21 protein-coding genes and 1 riboswitch are annotated in these 18,328 nt (G+C 39.3%); of the genes, 4 read left to right on the forward strand and 17 right to left on the reverse strand.

The genetic code is table 11. The annotated features are described in order from the left end of the window. Positions 1 to 13: 13 nt before the first annotated feature. On the forward strand, positions 14 to 1,612 hold the full coding sequence (gene serA / locus BK584_RS02985; protein ID WP_078391220.1) for a phosphoglycerate dehydrogenase: 1,599 nt from the start codon (positions 14 to 16) through the stop codon (positions 1,610 to 1,612). Between the two features lie 67 nt (positions 1,613 to 1,679). On the opposite strand, the gene BK584_RS02990 is transcribed toward serA, so the two are convergent. The 13 genes from BK584_RS02990 to BK584_RS03050 all read right to left on the reverse strand — a co-directional run bounded on the left by BK584_RS02990 (position 1,680) and on the right by BK584_RS03050 (position 13,895). Further along, positions 1,680 to 1,868, reverse strand: coding sequence for a hypothetical protein (locus tag BK584_RS02990; protein WP_078391221.1), 189 nt, complete (start codon positions 1,866 to 1,868; stop codon positions 1,680 to 1,682). A 53-nt stretch (positions 1,869 to 1,921) separates the two neighbouring features. Then, on the reverse strand, positions 1,922 to 2,473 hold the full coding sequence (locus BK584_RS02995; protein ID WP_078391222.1) for a cob(I)yrinic acid a,c-diamide adenosyltransferase: 552 nt from the start codon (positions 2,471 to 2,473) through the stop codon (positions 1,922 to 1,924). Positions 2,474 to 2,492: 19 nt separating this feature from the next. After that, a complete protein-coding gene (locus BK584_RS03000) occupies positions 2,493 to 3,275 on the reverse strand; it encodes an ABC transporter ATP-binding protein (RefSeq protein ID WP_078391223.1) in 783 nt (260 codons plus the stop codon). Further along, positions 3,275 to 4,333 carry a FecCD family ABC transporter permease gene (locus BK584_RS03005; RefSeq protein ID WP_078391224.1) on the reverse strand — a complete coding sequence of 353 codons (1,059 nt, stop codon included), beginning with the start codon at positions 4,331 to 4,333 and terminating at the stop codon, positions 3,275 to 3,277. Before BK584_RS03005 ends, BK584_RS03000 begins: the two co-directional genes overlap by 1 nt. A gap of 145 nt (positions 4,334 to 4,478) precedes the next feature. Beyond that, positions 4,479 to 4,610: riboswitch (cobalamin riboswitch) on the reverse strand. 76 nt (positions 4,611 to 4,686) lie between these two features. After that, positions 4,687 to 6,441 carry an ATP-binding protein gene (locus tag BK584_RS03010; RefSeq protein ID WP_078391225.1) on the reverse strand — a complete coding sequence of 585 codons (1,755 nt, stop codon included), beginning with the start codon at positions 6,439 to 6,441 and terminating at the stop codon, positions 4,687 to 4,689. Then, complete coding sequence (locus BK584_RS03015) at positions 6,441 to 7,157, reverse strand: response regulator transcription factor (RefSeq protein WP_078391226.1); 717 nt, start codon at positions 7,155 to 7,157, stop codon at positions 6,441 to 6,443. The genes BK584_RS03010 and BK584_RS03015 overlap by 1 nt, the downstream gene beginning before the upstream one ends. Before the next feature lie 161 nt (positions 7,158 to 7,318). Continuing rightward, the gene (gene ccsB, locus BK584_RS03020; RefSeq protein WP_078391227.1) at positions 7,319 to 8,518 is read right to left on the reverse strand and encodes a c-type cytochrome biogenesis protein CcsB; all 1,200 of its coding nucleotides are present in this window, start codon (positions 8,516 to 8,518) and stop codon (positions 7,319 to 7,321) included. Positions 8,519 to 8,535: 17 nt separating this feature from the next. Continuing rightward, on the reverse strand, positions 8,536 to 10,164 hold the full coding sequence (gene resB, locus BK584_RS03025) for a cytochrome c biogenesis protein ResB (RefSeq protein WP_078391228.1): 1,629 nt from the start codon (positions 10,162 to 10,164) through the stop codon (positions 8,536 to 8,538). A 21-nt stretch (positions 10,165 to 10,185) separates the two neighbouring features. After that, positions 10,186 to 10,713 carry a thiol-disulfide oxidoreductase ResA gene (gene resA / locus BK584_RS03030; RefSeq protein ID WP_078391229.1) on the reverse strand — a complete coding sequence of 176 codons (528 nt, stop codon included), beginning with the start codon at positions 10,711 to 10,713 and terminating at the stop codon, positions 10,186 to 10,188. Between the two features lie 79 nt (positions 10,714 to 10,792). Further along, positions 10,793 to 11,521, reverse strand: a complete 729-nt coding sequence (locus BK584_RS03035; protein ID WP_078391230.1) for a pseudouridine synthase — start codon at positions 11,519 to 11,521, stop codon at positions 10,793 to 10,795. A gap of 102 nt (positions 11,522 to 11,623) precedes the next feature. Further along, on the reverse strand, positions 11,624 to 12,160 hold the full coding sequence (locus BK584_RS03040; RefSeq protein WP_078391231.1) for a spore maturation protein: 537 nt from the start codon (positions 12,158 to 12,160) through the stop codon (positions 11,624 to 11,626). Then, positions 12,157 to 12,756: a nucleoside recognition domain-containing protein gene (locus tag BK584_RS03045; RefSeq protein WP_078391232.1), complete on the reverse strand. Its 600-nt coding sequence runs from the start codon at positions 12,754 to 12,756 to the stop codon at positions 12,157 to 12,159. Before BK584_RS03045 ends, BK584_RS03040 begins: the two co-directional genes overlap by 4 nt. Further along, complete coding sequence (locus BK584_RS03050; protein WP_078391233.1) at positions 12,753 to 13,895, reverse strand: D-alanyl-D-alanine carboxypeptidase family protein; 1,143 nt, start codon at positions 13,893 to 13,895, stop codon at positions 12,753 to 12,755. The genes BK584_RS03045 and BK584_RS03050 overlap by 4 nt, the downstream gene beginning before the upstream one ends. A 119-nt stretch (positions 13,896 to 14,014) precedes the next feature. Between BK584_RS03050 and BK584_RS03055 the strand changes: the two genes are divergently transcribed. Further along, positions 14,015 to 14,731 carry a DUF421 domain-containing protein gene (locus BK584_RS03055; RefSeq protein WP_078391234.1) on the forward strand — a complete coding sequence of 239 codons (717 nt, stop codon included), beginning with the start codon at positions 14,015 to 14,017 and terminating at the stop codon, positions 14,729 to 14,731. A gap of 5 nt (positions 14,732 to 14,736) precedes the next feature. On the opposite strand, the gene spoVAE is transcribed toward BK584_RS03055, so the two are convergent. Genes spoVAE through BK584_RS03075 form a run of 4 tightly spaced genes read right to left on the reverse strand, consistent with a single transcriptional unit; the run spans position 14,737 to position 17,017 of the window. Then, entirely contained in the window at positions 14,737 to 15,087 is a 351-nt protein-coding gene (gene spoVAE, locus BK584_RS03060; protein ID WP_078391235.1) for a stage V sporulation protein AE, read from the reverse strand. Continuing rightward, positions 15,084 to 16,100 carry a stage V sporulation protein AD gene (gene spoVAD, locus BK584_RS03065; RefSeq protein ID WP_078391236.1) on the reverse strand — a complete coding sequence of 339 codons (1,017 nt, stop codon included), beginning with the start codon at positions 16,098 to 16,100 and terminating at the stop codon, positions 15,084 to 15,086. The genes spoVAE and spoVAD overlap by 4 nt, the downstream gene beginning before the upstream one ends. A 1-nt stretch (position 16,101) precedes the next feature. After that, the gene (gene spoVAC, locus BK584_RS03070; RefSeq protein WP_078391237.1) at positions 16,102 to 16,572 is read right to left on the reverse strand and encodes a stage V sporulation protein AC; all 471 of its coding nucleotides are present in this window, start codon (positions 16,570 to 16,572) and stop codon (positions 16,102 to 16,104) included. 13 nt (positions 16,573 to 16,585) lie between these two features. Beyond that, positions 16,586 to 17,017, reverse strand: a complete 432-nt coding sequence (locus BK584_RS03075) for a hypothetical protein (protein ID WP_078391238.1) — start codon at positions 17,015 to 17,017, stop codon at positions 16,586 to 16,588. 167 nt (positions 17,018 to 17,184) lie between these two features. On the opposite strand from BK584_RS03075, the gene BK584_RS03080 reads away from it, so the two are divergent. Together BK584_RS03080 and BK584_RS03085 are read left to right on the forward strand one after the other, a co-directional pair. Then, positions 17,185 to 17,871, forward strand: a complete 687-nt coding sequence (locus tag BK584_RS03080; RefSeq protein WP_078391239.1) for a DUF421 domain-containing protein — start codon at positions 17,185 to 17,187, stop codon at positions 17,869 to 17,871. 123 nt (positions 17,872 to 17,994) lie between these two features. Beyond that, a complete protein-coding gene (locus BK584_RS03085) occupies positions 17,995 to 18,318 on the forward strand; it encodes a phasin family protein (RefSeq protein ID WP_245808793.1) in 324 nt (107 codons plus the stop codon). The last annotated feature ends 10 nt before the right edge of the window (positions 18,319 to 18,328 follow it).

An 18,328-nucleotide genomic window follows, 5' to 3' on the forward strand; every position in this document is an offset into this window, starting at 1 on the left:
GAGTGGAGTAGAGATGACAACAGTTAAAACAAGTACAGATCTTCACCAAATATTAGTTGCTGATGCAATGAGCGAAGAAGGACTTCTTCCTTTACTTCAGTCATCTAACGTAACTGTTACGCAAGCAACCATTAATGAGGCAGGTGCTTTAGACAAATATGATGCACTGCTTATTCGAAGTGCAACTACAGTATCCGATGATTTAATTAAAAAAATGCCTAACTTAAAAATTATCGCTCGAGCAGGTGTAGGTGTTGACAATGTAGACGTGCAAGCCGCAACTAAGCATGGTGTTGTCGTGATCAATGCACCTGATGGCAACACCATCTCAACAGCAGAGCATACATTCGCAATGATTAGCTCACTTGTCCGGAACATCCCACAAGCCAATGCTTCAGTTAAGCAAGGAAAGTGGGACCGTAAATTATACCAAGGCGTGGAATTGCGTGGGAAAACGCTTGGAATTGTTGGATTTGGACGTATCGGTACTCAACTCGCAAAACGTGCTCAAGCATTTGAAATGAGTGTTCTCGTTTATGACCCTTTTTTAACCGCTGAACGCGCTGAAAAACTGGGAATTGAACAAGGGGACCTCCAACATGTATTATCAACAGCAGACATTATTACAGTTCATACACCGCTCACTAAAGAAACAAAAGGCCTTCTTAATATGAAAACCATTCCATTAACAAAACCAGGTGTCTTTTTAATTAACTGTGCTAGAGGTGGGATCATTGACGAACAAGCATTAAAATACTTCTTAAATAACGGCCACGTTGCTGGAGCGGCGCTAGATGTTTTTAGTGAAGAGCCTGCGACAGATCGTGAACTAATAGACCATCCTCGCGTCGTTGCAACACCTCATATTGCAGCATCAACAAAAGAAGCACAATTAAATGTGGCTGCTCAAGTTTCTGAAGAAGTTTTACTGTTTTTAAATGGAGAACCTGCTAGAAATTCTATTAACTTACCTGCTCTCTCTAAAGAAGTGTATGAAAAAATCAAGCCGCATTATGATCTTTCGCGGACAATGGGCTCAGTATTATCACAACTCATGCGAGTCCCAGTTCAAGAAATTGAAGTGTTTTACAGCGGAACCGTGACAGAAAGAGATACAAGTGTCCTAACCCGTAGTTTAATTTCTGGATTTTTACAACCACGAGTAGATGCAGCTGTGAACGATGTTAATGCATCGCTTATTGCAAAAGAACGAGGAATTGTTTTTGGAGAAAAACACTTAACCCGAAATTATGGTTATTCAAATTTAATTCAAGCGATTGTATATGGTGAAGGTAGACAATTAGAAATGAAAGCAACTTATATTAATGAATACGGCCCACGAATTGTCTCTGTTAATGATTTTTCAGTTGATATCGTCGCAGAAGGTCATATTCTTTATATTCAACATTACGATCGCCCCGGAGTAATTGGTAAAATGGGGCAACTGCTTGCCAAACACGATGTTAATATTGCAACAATGCAAGTTGGCCGTAAATCTGCTGGCGGTGAAGCAATCATGATGGTGAAAGTTGATAAACATGTAGAAGAAGATGTAATCAATGAGTTACTGACTTTCGATGAAATTGCATTAGCAAATGTAATTGATTTATAATATCGAACCTTTGTGTTTCACATATCCATAGTAAAAGCACCCCAACATTTTTTCGGGGTGCTTTTCTTTAAATCGTTCGTTTAAAAGAGTGATCCATCGTTCGATCTGGCAATTCTCCCTGCACCGATACGATTTCAAATTTTTTTATCTGCTCACTTTGTGTAGTTAGCTTCACACTAAAAAACAAAATTCCGATCGCACAGGCTAGTAAAAACACAACGCTTATCCTGCGCATAAAATCACCGATCTCAGTCATAGCATCCCCCTTCAGCAGTCATTCCTGCCATCTATATGAGGAGCGATACGGTTTTATTCACTAATTATCTTTAAGCTTCCTTCATACAATACATCTTTCACGCCTAATTGAGCATTCGCCAAACGAGCCACAGTAAAAAAATAATCTGACAATCGATTGATATACGGTCCTAGAGGACTGGAAAAAACATCCAGCATACTCATTTTACGCTCCGCTCTTCGCGCATCAGTGCGGCAGCGGTGTAAAGCACATGCTGATTCACTTCCCCCAGGCAAAATAAATTGACGTAAGGGATCTATTGTTTCCGTATAATGATCAATTCGCTTCTCTAGCATTTTTGTATGTTCTACGTTAATCTTTGCCTTCATTTCAACTGTTGTATTCGCCAGATCAGCGCCTACATCAAAAAGCTGATTAGAGATAATAAGTAGTTCCTTCTGTAAATCGATAAGACCTTCTTTTTTTACGTATGCAATTGCCATACCTACAGAACTATTTAACTCATCTATTGCACCTATTGCTTCAATTCTAGCATCCGTTTTATCAACCCGCGTACCGATTAGGCTTGTACGTCCTTTGTCTCCACCTTTAGTATAAATTTTCATTATCTTCCCACCCTTTTTATTATGTAATCGTTGGTCTAATAGAGAATTGTTTAAATCCCGTAGCCGGTTCACGCCAACTAGTAAAAGGAGTTCCATACAGTCTCTCTAATTGCACAGAATTCATCACTTCCTGTGTAGGTCCGTAATTTTGGATCTTCCCACCCTTTAACATCATAACTGTATCACAATAAAGACTCGTTATATTTACATCATGAAGGATACATACAACCGTCAGCTTATTTAGTTGAACGAGTTTTTTCACATGATCCATTAATGCAACTTGATGAGCTAAATCCAAATGATTTGTTGGTTCATCAAGTAATAAACAATCTGGTTGTTGTGCTAAGGCCCGCGCAAGCCAAACACGTTGTTTTTCACCACCACTTAGTGCCATTAATGAACGTTTTGCTAAGTGGGAAATATTCGTTTCTTCCATCACTTCTTTAACGATTTGTTTGTCTTCTAGACTCTCTCTTGAAAAAAGTCCACTCCAATACGCATATCTCCCAAGCATAACTGCCTCTTCAACAGTAGAATGAAATGAAACACTGCTCTCCTGAGAAAGTACAGCCACTCTGCGAGCCCGTTGTTTATAAGATAGTCTCGTTAACTTCTCTCCGCCTATATGAATCGTACCCGCTCCAATTGTTAAAGCACCGGAAATCGCTTGCAATAAAGTTGTTTTTCCACTTCCATTCGCCCCTAAGATTCCTAAGACTTGACCTTTTTCCACTTGAAAACAGAGGTCGTTAAGGACAATTCTATGTCCCCGCTTAACAATCAAACCTTCTGCATCAATCATCAATCATTTCCCCTTTTATTGATTGCGCTTTGACGATACAACATCCATGCAAAAATGGGAGATCCAATAAGCGCAGTCACAACACCAATTGGCAATTCAATCGGAGCAGCTACCGTTCTTGCCACTAAGTCCATAAGAACTAAAAACCCAGCTCCAACAATGGCAGATAACGGCAACAGCGAGCCGTGATTGGGCCCCCAAACCGTTCGTACCATATGAGGAACCACCAAACCAACAAACCCGATAGTCCCAGAAACGGCTACCGCACTACCAGTTAATATTGTTGCTGCTCCTAAAATCATATATTTCTTTTTTTGAACAGACACTCCAAGATATTGAGCAGTCTCTTCTCCATACATAAACGCGTTTAATTCACGTCTACATAATAAAAGCAAGACAAACCCGCTAATAAAAAAAGGAATAATTAAACCAACATAGGGCCAACCTCTCATCCCCACACTACCCATAAGCCAATTAATCACATGACGCAACTCTTCTTGGGAAAGAGCGACGAAGAGAGATAGCCATGCCCCTAAAAAAGCACTCATGATAATTCCAGTTAAGATCACTGTTTCATTTGAAAGTGTTCGCTGAATCAAACGTGTAAAGAAAATAACAGCTAATAGTGTTAAAAAACCACTAACCATTGAAACAAGCGGTAAAGTCCATAAACCAATAAATGAAATCTGAAAAAACAACACAGCTACCGCGCCTAACGCAGAACCAGAAGACACGCCAAGTGTAAATGGATCTGCTAATGGATTTCTAAGCAGGCCTTGAAAAGCCGCTCCTGCTATAGCTAGTGATGCTCCAACAAAAAGCGTAAGCAACACCCTTGGAAGTCGAACATTTAATACAATTTGGACATGAGCAGGCGATATGTCTCCGCCCATAGGTATACCTAAACCTTCTTGGACAATCGCATAAAAAATTGTACTTACAGGAATATTAACACTCCCAAAACGGATTGCCAAAACGACAATAATTAAAACACTTAAACAAGATAAAAGATATGCCACATAAGTTGGAACTTGATTAAAATTCTTTGTCAATCGCACCTTCTTTTTACTCCTTTTTTCTTGTCCTGCAATTTACATATCCTCATAAATATAAAAAAAGCACACTTTCACAAGAAAGCGCGCTTCAATAGAAACCATTAAGCATCCAGAAAACAGTTTGTTTCTCCAATCCACGAAAGAGAAGGAATGCTCATTTAGTACGGCAGGTAGTCTGGCTCCCACGTCTAAAAGCGTGGTTACAGTGGCGGGTCCGCGCTGGTATTTAACCAGCTTCCCCTGTTAAGCAACGAGCGCATCCGTGCGAGCTACTATTTATTTATGAATCAACTAAGCATCCCTTAATCGTAATGTTCCGTATGGAACAAGATTTATCGATTTGTTTCGCCAAGACTTTATTTCTTTCGCGGCAAACTAAATCGGAATGTTGTACCTTCTTCAACCTTACTTTGAACACTCATTATGCCAGAATGAGCATCAATAATGTTTTTCGCAATTGCTAATCCAAGCCCCGTGCCTCCACGTTGACGTGTGCGAGCTTTATCTGCTTTATAAAATCGTTCAAACACATAAGGTAAGTCTTCCTCTGGAATCCCACTTCCTGTATCAACTACAGTAAAAGTATCATGACCATTTTCAACCGTATGACAAACTCGAACATGCCCTCCAGGCTCTGTGTGTCTAATCGCATTTGAGATCAAGTTTGTTAATACTTGTTCAATCCGATCCGCATCAAAATAAGCATTTTCTCCTTGATTTTGTTGTTCGAGGTCGATTTTCAAACCATCTTCTTTGGCATAACTTGTAAACTTGCGTACAATTCGTTCTAAATACGAATCCAGATCAATTTCCTCAATCTGAAGGTCAACGTAGCCCGCTTCCATTCGAGCTAAATCCAACAGCTCATTTACGAGTCTACCCATTCGTAACGATTCATCATAAATAATTTGTGCAACCTCTTTGCGTTCATCTTCGCTTGACATAACGCCATCAACCATCGCTTCACTATATCCTTGAAGCATCGATATTGGTGTTCTCAATTCATGGGATACATTTGCAATAAAGTCTTTACGCAGTTTGTCATGGCGTCGCTCCTCTGTTACATCACGAACAACAGCCACGGCACCGCGTATATGATTCTCCTCATAGAGTGGAGCCATTAAAACGGCCATGCTTCTACCTTGCACCGTTTGTTCTTTTAACTCTTCTTTTTCCGTTTGTACAACACGTTCAAACAATGGTTGCAATGATGGTGGTAGCTTTGCTAATTCCGTATCGTGCTCTTTGCCTTCTTCATAAAAGAGCATATCAAGAAAACGCTTTGCCTGCGGATTTGTTAACAAAATGTTTCCTTTGCGATTCAGTGTCAGCACCCCATCTGCCATACTGACTAATATTCGTGAAAGTTGTTCTTTCTCCTGATTCAACTCGGAAATATTCCTGTTAAGTTCTCTCCTCATACGATTAAACGCAATCGCTAGCTGTCCAATCTCATCCTGCGTTAATATCGGAACTTTTGTATGAAACTTTCCTTGAGCAACTTCCAATGCAGCTTGTCTCATTTTTCTAAGTGGAGCTGTAATTCTCGTCGATAAGAAAAAAGCAAACACTGTCGTTAATACTAACGCAATTCCAGCAGACAAATAAGTCAAACGCCTCGTTTCTGCTGATGCTTCTTCAACTGCAGACAAAGGTTGATATAAGAAAATGCCACTGTTTGGGTCGTTATTTAAACGTTCACCAACAATAATAAAATCCATTTGTTCTTCTGAATTACCTTCTAATGGGTACCGTTGAACTGGATCAACTTGTCTTTCATCTTGCAACAAGGACAACAATTGTGCCGGCTCTACTTCTCCAGTCAATTGTCCTGTAGCACTCCAGCTTAGTTCACCCTCTTCAATAATCATAATGTTTATGCCAAATTCATCACTTATCGTTTGCAAATGATCAAATGTACCTTCTGGTTCATTATGACTCTCATAGGTCGAGATCGCCATGTTTGCATAACTATTTAAACGCGATTCAGCATCTTCCAAATTAGAGCCTTCGGTAAACCTTAACTGCATAACCATTAATACGGTCAGTACAACTGTTACAAGAAGCAAAATCGTCAACCATAATTTACCAACTACACTTTGCCATAACATTAGCCACGTGTCGCCTCAAATTTATAGCCAACACCCCAAACAGTGGATATGATCGCTGAAACTTCTGGGGAGACACGATTTAATTTCTCACGCAATCGTTTTATATGTGTATCAACAGTACGTAAATCTCCAAAAAACTCATAATTCCAGACGTCTTTTAATAATTGTTCTCGCGAGAACACTTTATCCGGTGATTGAGCTAAATAAAAAAGCAATTCATATTCCTTTGGCGTTAAACCAATTTCTTCATTATCGACACTAACGCGATGAGCATCATTATCAATCGTTAGAGGACCAAAAACGAGCACATCTTTTGTTTGAGTATCCGTCTGCAAAAACTTCGTAGCAGAAGCTCTCCGCAATAACGCTTTTACACGTAACACAACTTCTCTTGGACTAAATGGTTTCACAATATAATCATCTGCCCCTACTTCAAAACCTTGAACACGGTTCGCTTCTTCACCTTTCGCAGTCAACATCATAACAGGCGTAGCTTTTGTTTTACGTAACTCTTGACACATTTCAATACCATCCATACCTGGCATCATTACATCTAATAAAATCAAATCATATTCTTCTGTTAAGGCAAGTTCAAGCGCACTTGAACCATCACTTGCCTCTTCAATGATATAATCTTCCCGCTCTAAATACATTTTTAATAGACGACGAATACGATCTTCATCATCTACAACTAAAAGCTTTGGTTGATAATCCATTGTGTCACCCTCCTAATCAAGTGAAACTCTTTTATTTAAAAGAATATCACTACCTTCTATATTAGTGTACCATGTATTAAAAATTAGTCGCCAATTATACACAAGGACCAAAACAAAAAAACGGAATTGTTACAACATCACTGTAACAATTCCGTCAAATTCTAAGAAGCGTAAGAGTGAAGACCCGCAATTACCAAGTTTACAAAAACAAGATTAAACATAATAATAGCAAACCCAATAACACAGAGCCACGCTGATTTTTCGCCATGCCACCCTTTATTTAAACGTAAATGGAGGTAAGCTGCGTAAAATAAAAATGTAATTAATGCCCATACTTCTTTAGGGTCCCATCCCCAAAATCTAGACCAGGCGATTTGCGCCCAAATCATTGCAAAAATCAATCCTCCCAAAGCAAATACCGGGAAACCAATTGCAATTGCACGATAACTAAATTCATCCAGTATAAGAGGAGTTGAACCTTTCACAAGTGGTTGAATAAATAAAGAGAGTCGCTTACGTAAGAGTAATCTTAACAAACCATACAAAATGAGACCAAACGCGAATGACCAAATAAGTGTGTTAAAATCTCCGGCTTCAATATTCCCCGGCACCGATACAATTGGGTCCATTGCCCCCTCAGTTAGGTTCACCCACTCGTTCGGTCCAATTATTGGAGGTAAATTATAAGTCATTGGCACTTCAGACTGTTCGCCGTTTTCGTTGACAAAATCAAACTCAATTTCGTATCCAGCTGCTGAAAAACCATGGGATAAAGTTACATGAGCAACAACACAAAGAAGTCCATACATAATGACTTCTAGGACCCTTGGCTTCCAACTCTTTTGTGTTAAATCAATCGTACGAATTAAGTAAGCTAATCCAGCCGCAAAACCAATTGCAAGCAACCCTTGACCAATTGCTGTTGTAATAATATGAAGCTTTAACATTAACGGCATTTGCAGCGACGGAACGAGAGGCGCAATTGCCGTTGAGAATGTTGAAGCGTAAACTATTAATAGCATAACCGTAGGCATTGTAAACAATCCGATCACATCGGCACGAGTTGGATAAATAAAATAGATAATCGCAAATGCGAGAGCCATTGCAATGCCAAGTGTAGTCATGTATTCAAACATATTGCTGACTGGTGCATGTCCAGCAGCCGACCATCGTGCAAAGAAATAGCCAAGCGAAAGTCCCAAACCAAATAGCACAAAACCAATGCCCCATTTACTTGATTTAGTTTGGACAGCTTGAGCCGATTCTTTTCGCTGTTTCGATAATGAAAATACAAAAAAGATTGTCGCGGTTAAATACGCAAAAAAAGCTAAAAGCAATAAATTTAAACTTAGATTGGCCATTATGTCCCCCTTTGCCGTTATGCACCCTTCGTATCTTGATCAGTCTCTTCTTCTTGATCCTTTGGAGGTGTGAGTGCTGTATCTTTTACACTTTGTTCGACTTCACGCTGAAAAGACATCCAATTTCGATTTGTATGCGCTGCGATCAGCACATCTTCTCCACTTTTCTGTAGCCACACACGTCGATGAGCCCAGTATGATCCTTGTACCAGTCCAATAATAAAAATGGTTCCTCCAGCAATTAACAATGGCAAAGTAAGATCTTTACGCACTGTTAATATACTTACATTTACTAAATCAACATCAACAAATGTCATTTTATAATCGTTATCCCCTAAAGGTTCTAAGTTTTGCTGGATACCAACAAAACTGGTTTCTCCTTCAGGCGTTTCTGGTGTAATCATATTAAAAATAAAATATGGATTATCGGGTATTTGGTTTAGAGTAGATGGTTCATTATTTGAATTCATATAGAAATTTGGATAATAATTTTCTAGCACAACCGAATAGCCATCTCCTAAATCGTAATGCTTTTCAGGATCAATTAAATTAATTGTCATTTCTCCAAATGTTTCATTTGTTTCTTTGTTCTCAAGTGTAAACGTCATTTGATTGAGCTCATTTAAGCGATAATCGGTTTGGTATAAAGATAATGAATCAAAGGTTAACGGATCGTTAACACGTATCAACTTCTCCTCAATCATCTCTAAATCCCCATCACCAATTAACCCTTCGCGTTTATATAAAACAGCATCCGTTTCAAACGCTTCTGGAACAACTGATTGACCACTTTCAAAAGCTTCTTGGAACCGTTCATCTTCCTCGTCATACAACGAAATCGAAAAGCCACGATTTTCAACAAAGTACTCTGAATCCGTTTCAGGAATTGGAGCACGTTCCCCTTCTCGAATCCACATTGACGTATCAACATACATACCAGGAATATAACGAGCCAAACAGCCAATTAAAAATAAAATTAAGCCAACATGATTCACATAAGGTCCCCAGCGCGCAAAACGATTTTTCTCTGCGAGGATATTGCCATTCTCAACTCGGACTTTATACCTTTTTTGTTTTAACGCTTCAGCTACTTTTGTCAACTCATCATCAGGATGGGCAATTGTTGATTTTGAATATAGTCGTTGTCTTGTCATAAAATGCTTATGGCGCGTAACTCGCTGTGCTTTTAATGCTTTATAGAGAGGAATCCCTCGATCAAAACTAGCAACAATAATGGATACACCAAGAGCAATAATTAACGTTATGTACCACCAAGAGCTATAAAGCTCATGCAACCCTAAGTTATAATACGCTAAACCAGGAGCCCCATATTCTCTTTCATAAAAAGCTGCCGGTTCTTCAAGACCTGGTCGCAAATTATCTTGAGGAAAAATGGTTCCTAGAGCAGAAGCAAGTAATAATAAGACTATAATCCAAATACCTACTTTTACAGAAGAGAAAAATCCCCAAATTCGATCTAACAGTGTCACTTTCCGCTTTTTAGAGCGGATTGCAGCTCCTTCATAACGCATGTTCACGCCTTCTTGTTGCGCTTTATCGGTTAAAGGTTTACCACACGCGGCACACATTTCGGTCCCTACTTTATTAACGTGACCACACTCACATATAATGGTTTCATTATTCATGCTAACACCTCCTTATTGCCTTTACGTGTCAGGCACGATGCTTTGGAAAAACTCATGGATCTGTGCTTCTGTCATTTCGCCTTCATGATAACGCTGTACTTGTCCATGCTCGTCCACTAAGATCGTTGCAGGCAATGGACCCACTCCATACGCCCGAGTAAGTTCTCGGCGCTTATCAATAGCAATTGGAAATGATAAATCATGTCGGTCAACAAAAGACTGAACCGTTAATGGAGCTTCATCTACATTAATTGCGATCATCTCGACTTGATCTTCATAATCGGAATATGCGCTTTCAATGTGAGGCATTTCCCGTTCGCAAGGCTCACAAAAAGTTCCCCAAAAATTAATAAATACGCCTTTACCTTCTTGTTCAGCAAGAACAAAGCGATCATTTACCAAGTTTGTTACAGCGAAGTTTTTGGCCATGTCACCTTTCCGAACTAACCCATTATCAGATTGGGCATTTGCTATAAATGTGTAAACAACCGCAACCGCTATAACCATTAAAATGGCAAAACGAATCCAGCTTCTTTTCTTTTTACTCAACAGATGCCCCTCCTATTAATGTGAACGTTTTCTTACAAGACCTATTATAACGCGCAGCTTAATTCCAACTGCATTTAATTTATGACGGTTTCGTGACAGCAAGCTCTTTTAATTGCTTTACTTCGATTGGTTTTAATGGTCGAAACTCACTTGGTTGAAGGTTTCCTAATGTTAAAAATGAGTAACGTTCCCGCTTTAATTTTTTCACTGGATGGCCTAGTGCTTCAAACATTCTCCGCACTTGACGGTTTCTTCCTTCATGCATGATTAAGCGCACAATGGCCGTTTGTTTTTTCTTATCCACGGATAAAATCTTCGCTTTAGCGGGAGCAGTTTTTCCATCTTCAAGCATTATACCTTCTTCAACTCGTTTGAGTTCACGTCGATCTGGTATCCCTTCTACTTTTGCAACATATTCTTTTTCAATCTTATGACGGGGGTGCATAAGCAAGTTAGCAAAATCACCATCGTTTGTTATTAAAAGCAACCCTGAAGTTTCATAATCGAGCCGGCCAATTGGGTATACTCGTTGTTCACTTCCAATCAACTCTGTCACTGTCCGACGACCTTTGTCATCATTGGATGTAGAAATTACCCCTGTTGGTTTATAGAGAAGATAATAAACTGGCTCTTCTTTATCTAATGGGACACCGTCTACTTCGACAAGATCCCTTTCTGGGTTCACTTTAACTCCTAATTCAGTAACCTTCTTTCCATTCACTTTCACTCTACCCGCTGTTATAAATTCTTCTGCTTTTCTTCTTGATGCAACCCCAGCTTGGGCAATAACTTTCTGCAATCTTTCCATCTATCTCACCTCCTAGCCATCATAACGGCTTTTACCACTGGTTACAAGTAGGCATACAAAGAAAAACGCATCTGTCCATATAATGGATAAGATGCGTTTTCTTTAGACTGTTCCAAAAACAATTCCAACAATGATTACCGCTGCGACAATGCCGACCAAATCAGCTAGTAAACCAACCTTCAAAGCATCGCCCATTTTTTTAATGCCTACTGCTCCAAAATACACGGTTAAAATATAAAACGTTGTATCTGTACTTCCTTGCAAAGTGGCTGCTAACCTCCCAATGTAAGAGTCAGGTCCATGCACAGCTGTCAGATCCGTCATCAACCCTAACGCTCCAGTTCCTGATATTGGTCTCATAATTGCTAAAGGTACCACTTCAGCGGGCATACCAACTAAAGCTAGGAGTGGAGCGAGTCCAGAGACGAGCGCCTCCATCGCACCAGAGGCTCGAAAAACATAAATGGCTACAAGCATTCCTACTAAATATGGAATAATAGAGACTGCCATACCAAATCCTTCTTTTGCTCCGGATACAAACGTTTCATATGTCGGTACTCTGCGAAGGGTGGCGACCAAAATAACAAGACCAATTAATCCAGGTATCATCCAGACTGAAAGTGCTGTTAAATACGTCATTTATGCTTCCTCTCCTTCCTGGAACGAAGCATGTAAAAAAACCGATCAATGCATATCGCACCAAGCATGGCACAGCCTGAAGCAAAAATTGTTGTGCTTACAATTTCAGTTGGGGCTTGCGATTCGTAGGACATTCGAATCGATATAACGGTTGTTGGTACAAGGGTTAAGCATGCTGTATTCAAAGCCAACAATGTTACCATTGAACGACTTGCCTCATCCTTCCCTCCATTTAATCGTTTTAACTCCTCCATTGCCTTAATACCCATCGGTGTAGCTGCATTGCCTAAACCGAAGATATTTGCCGTCATGTTGGACAGTATATACCCCATCGCAGCATGGTCCTTAGGCACATCTGGAAAAACCCTCCTTGCTATAGGATGTACAAGTTTAGCCAGTGCCTTTAATAAGCCAGCTGCTTCTGCTACTTTCATTAAACCGAGCCAAAAAGTAAGGACACTAATTAATCCTATACAAATAATTACTGCTTCTTTTGCACCGTTAAACACACCTTCAGTCACTTCTGCCATTGTTCCATTAAAAGCCGCAAAAACCAAACCAATCAAAAGCATACTCGCCCAAATAAGATTAATCATGACGGATTAACTCCAGCAATAAATGAGAAGAGCTGCTTCATTTTTTGCAAAAATGTCTTTTCCTCCACTTGGGGTTTATCATAATAAAGTGGCGTACTTTCAATCTCCTCTCCATTAATCGTAAACGACAATTTCCCGACAGGTTCAGTTAGTTGTGTAGAAGTAAACATTCCATTTTGAGGCGGCTCTATTAATGTTAAAGAAGAATGTAATTCGTTGCTTTCTTGTTTTGATAATGGAAACTTTACCGTGTGAGGAACGTTCAGTTTCCCTTCATAAAAAACATCTGTTTTGCTCGTTAATTTGCCAGATTCAACGAGCGTTTTTATTTCAAAATGATCAAACCCCCAGTTAAATAAGTTCATATGATCATCCCAATCATTTGAGTCATTTAACGTAACCGTTATTAAATCAAGACCATCCTTCGAGGCAGTCGAAACAAGCGTTCGTTTTGCCAGTTTTGTATAACCTGTTTTCCCACCAGTTGAATACGTATATTTCTCTGTTAATAATCTGTTCTTATTATGGAAAACACGGACATAGTCTCCTTTTGTCCGATAATCCTTTGTGGAAGACACTTTTTTATATCTTTCATTCTCCATTGCATACCTTGTTAACAAAGCCATATCAAAAGCAGTGGATAAGTGATCAGGATGCGTATCCAAGCCATGTGGATTTCGAAACAACGTATTAGACATTCCTATTTCTTCAGCTTTCTGGTTCATTAAATAAACAAAACCTTCAGCACTACCGCCTACATATTCAGCTATTGCCATTGCAGCATCATTTCCACTACGGAGCATTAGTCCATAAACAAGATCTTCAAGCGTAAGTTTTTCGCCCGCTACCAAATACAGTGATGAGCCTTCTGTCCCTTCTGCTCCTTTGGATACAACAACTGTTTCATCTAGTTTGCCAGACTCAATTGCTAAAATAGCTGTCATTATTTTTGTGATACTCGCTATCTTCAATGGTTGATGCTCATTTTTTCCGTACAGAACCCTACCTGATTCCTGTTCCATTAAGATTGCCCCTTGTCCAGAAACAGCAAAAGGCACATTTTCTTTTGCACCCGCGTAATTAATATGAACAAAAAACAATAAGCCGACCAATAGAATTAGTATCGTTTTATTTCTCATCGCATCCTCCAGCCCCCGCACCTTTTATTTTTAACTGTATGCGTACAAGCTTTAATTATGACGAACGTTTAAAAAAACTAGGGCTGTTCATACTTGTTACAGGAAAGGAGTGCTTAATCATGGCTACGGATATTACAATTGTCCTCATTCGGATTTTAACGATTTTTCCGCTTGTATTGTTTCTTTCAATGATGATGGGAAAACGAGCCATTGGAGAAATGCCTATTTTTGACTTTCTTATTATTTTGTCTTTATCATCTGTAGTAGGAGCAGACATCGCCGACCCTGACATCAACCATATTCCTACAATTACTGCCATTTTTGCGATAACCATTCTCCAACGAATTGTGTCGACGTTATCCATTCGTTTTCGTACTTTTGGAAAGTGGATTACTTTTGAACCGACTGTGGTCATTGAAGATGGCAAATTTCTCGTGAAAAATATCCGTTCCATTCGTTATTCAGTTGATGATATTCTTCAATTACTTCGTACTAAAGGGGCGTTTAATGTTCAAGATGTAGAACTTGCTATTATCGAGGCAAATGGTGAAATAAGTATATTAAAAAAACCAGCAAAAGATACACCGACGGCAAGCCAACTTTCTATTTCAACACCGATGCAAGCCGACATTACTTTCCCTCTTATTATTGATGGAGTTGTTTCAAAAGAAATGCTTGACTATGTTGGTTTAAACGAAAAAACCCTTCGCACTCAATTAGAGGCAAAAGGGGTCATTCAGCTCGAAGAAGTTTTTCTTTGCACAATGACAAGAGGTGGCAACATTACATTGTCTTATCAAACAGACGGATCTCGGATTTCACCGATTCAACATTAAGATCATTATCCTTTTGGTTTAAAAGCAAGAGAAGCTAAAAAACCAAAAATAATGGCTGCAGATATACCTGCGCTCGTAATCTCAAAAATCCCTGTGATGATCCCAATTAAACCAACTTGTGCTGCTTCTTCCATCGCGCCTTGCACGAGGGAATGGCCAAAGCTCGTAATTGGTACGGTTGCTCCCGCTCCTGCAAAATCAACAAGCGGTTCATACAATCCAAATCCGCTTAATACCGCCCCACTAACTACCAATGTAGCCATCGTATGTGCAGGTGTTAGCTTACCAACATCCATTAAAAGCTGTCCAATTACGCAAATTGCCCCACCAATAAGAAAGGCCCATAGAAAAATCATGATACGCCTCCATTCGCTTCAATCACTACAGCATGAGCAATACAAGGTATCGATTCTTTTTGCTGAAAAGATAATGGTGAGAGTAGGGCTCCTGTTGCAACGACAAGTAATCGTTTCATTTCACCTTTTTTTATTTTTTCAAGCAAATGCCCATAAGTAACAACCGCAGAACACCCTGGTCCACTTGCTCCCGCCAATACAGGCTGACTTTCTTTATACAGCATTAAACCACAATCTTGAAACACTTCATGGCCTAATTCATACCCTTTTTGCTTTAATAATTCACGGCATATCGGCAAGCCAATCTGACCTAAATCACCAGTAACAATTAAATCATAATCATCCGGTCCTCGATTAAAATCTTTGAAATGCTTTTCAATCGTGTCCGCTGCCGCTGGAGCCATTGCTCCACCCATATTAAAAGGATCCGATAGTCCCATATCCACAATTTTACCGATTGTGGCCCCAGTCACACGAGGTCCTTCTCCTGTTTTTGATAAAACGCAAGCGCCTGCTGCTGTAGTGGTCCATTGCGCAGTCGGTGGTTTTTGTCCACCGTATTCAGTCGGATAACGAAATTGTTTTTCAGTAGCTGCATTATGTGATGAAGCGACACTAACAATATGATGAGCCCCTTTCGCTTCCATAATAAGCGACCCAATCGCTAATCCTTCCATCGAAGTTGAACAAGCGCCAAACATTCCTAAGTATGGAATCGTGAGTGAGCGACCAGCAAAACTAGAAGGTGTAAGCTGATTCACTAAATCTCCAGCAAGCATGAAGTTCACATCTTCTTTTTTTATTGATCCTTTTTTTAAGGCCGTTGTTACAGCACCTTCAATTAGAATTGATTGCGCCTTTTCATAAGACTTTTCTCCGATCCACAAGTCATCATGAAGCAAGTCAAAAGCTTCCGGTATAGCTCCATTTGCTTCAAACGGACCTCCAACAGTGCCTGTAGATGTGATAACTGGTTTGCTTTCAAATATCCAACTTTGATTCCCGGTTAGCATATTAAATTACACCTGCCTTTATCAACAAAGTTTTCACCAGTGCAATAATAAAAGCAGCGACAGTCCCAAATACAATGACAGAACCAGCGAGCTTAAACATATTACCGCCGACTCCTAACACATAACCTTCTGTACGATGCTCAATTGCTGCCGATGCAATCGAATTTGCAAATCCAGTAACTGGGACAGCGGTGCCTGCACCGGCAACTTGTGCAATTCGATCATAAAAACCAAGCCCTGTAAAAAGTGTTGCAATAAAAATTAAAACTGCCACAGTAGGATTTCCAGCTGTTTTCTCAGTAAAATCAAAATACGTGTAAAAAAAGACGTTTAAACATTGACCCAATGTACATACGAGTCCTCCAATAACAAAAGCATATAGACAATTTTTCAGAACGGGACGCTTTTTTTCGTATGTACTAGCAAGGTTCTGATAGTCTTTTTGAGCAGCTGTCGGCTGTTTCTTTGCCATTCATCGTTTCCTCCTAACTATTTAAATGTTTTTCAATTAATTTAATCTTTTTTTGCAACTCTTTTTCATCTAAGGCTTTTGCCTTGATCTCCTCTTCTGCATCTTCTAATTCTTTGTATATTTTTTTGTCGGTAGATATTTGTATTTTGGCATCTGGGTATAGTGCTTTAACACGATCAAATGCTTGTTTTCGAACTGATTTTAACCGAAACCGATCAGCTTGTTTTACATGCATAGCCATAACAATATCGTCCTTGTACTGGATTCCTCTTACGCTAATCACTTCTTCCATCGAAATCAGTTCATCTTTTGCGCGGTCTGAAGCTTCTTGCCCATGTCCTGCCGCTTCTTGCAATTTAAAAGCCGTTCCTTTTTCATCTTCTTGAGCAGTACAAGCTCCTGCACATAGAAGAATTGTAAGAAGAAGCAATAGTCTCTTAACCATACTGACACCCCCTTCACTTTCTCTTAGCTTGCCTATAGCATGTAAGAAATACTCAATTTTACACATGAAATTATTGTCAACAATGGACTAAGGATTAAAGATACGATATTGACAAACACTGTTTTTATCGCTTGTTCATATAATTTCTCTTTTAGGAATGATCATACATGCAGAGTTACATTTCGCTAACCACGGAACTTGTTATTGGTTTTTTTGCCTTATTGGTGTTATCAAAAGTCCTGGGTAAAAACCAAATTACTCAATTAACACCGTTTGATTTCATTTCCGCTCTTGTCGTTGGGGAATTGCTTGGAAACGCAATTTATGATAATGAAGTGGGCTTGCATTATGTACTTTATGCAATATTTGTTTGGGGCGCCCTTATATATAGCATTGAAATGATTACACAAAAGTTTAGACGAACACGCGGAATCTTAGAGGGAACTCCCTCCATTGTTGTGGCAAAAGGACGTATTCAATTTAATGAATTAAAAAAGAATAAACTTGATTTGAACCAACTTCAGCATCTATTACGAGAAAAAGGTGTCTTTACGATTAGAGAAGTCGAATATGGAATTTTGGAAACGAATGGTTCCGTTAATATTCAAAAAAAACAACGTTATGCGACACCTAAAAACCAAGATTTATCAATACATTTAAAAGAACAACCGCTACCTATTCCTTTAATTATGGATGGAGAAATTATCAAACAATCACTTGAAGAAATTGGAAAAACAGAAGCATGGCTATTTGAACAGTTAGAGACTCGTGGAATATCATCACACCAATCCATCCTATATGGAGAATGGATGGATGGTTTCCCTCTCTTTTTACAAACATACAGGGAAGAATAAGGCTGAAACTTTTTGGTTAGCGTCATCGTAAACAGGGTAAACAATGTATATGAATTGTTTTCATTCCCCGCATCTGTATACAATGGGGAATGAAAACACTATCTTTTATAGGGGGACGTTCACATGGCAATGAAAGATGTATTAAACAACGTATACTCACTTGGAGTCGGTGCTGCTTCTGCAAGCAAAGAACAAATTGAAAAGACAGTTAATGACTTGGTACAACGAGGTGAAGTAAAACGTTCTGAATCCAACCAACTTGTTGATGACTTAATGGAAAAAGGTCAAAAAGCGCAGCAAGAAATTGAATCGATGGTTAATGAACGGATTAAACAATTTCTTGTTTCGATGGATGTTCCTACTAAAGCGGAAGTCGAGGCATTAAAAGCACGAATTGCAGTATTAGAAAAAACAATTAGCGAGCAAGAATTGTCAAAAACAGAGTGATACAAAGGCT

This window comes from Shouchella patagoniensis, assembly GCF_002019705.1.
GTDB lineage: Bacteria > Bacillota > Bacilli > Bacillales > Bacillaceae_D > Shouchella > Shouchella patagoniensis.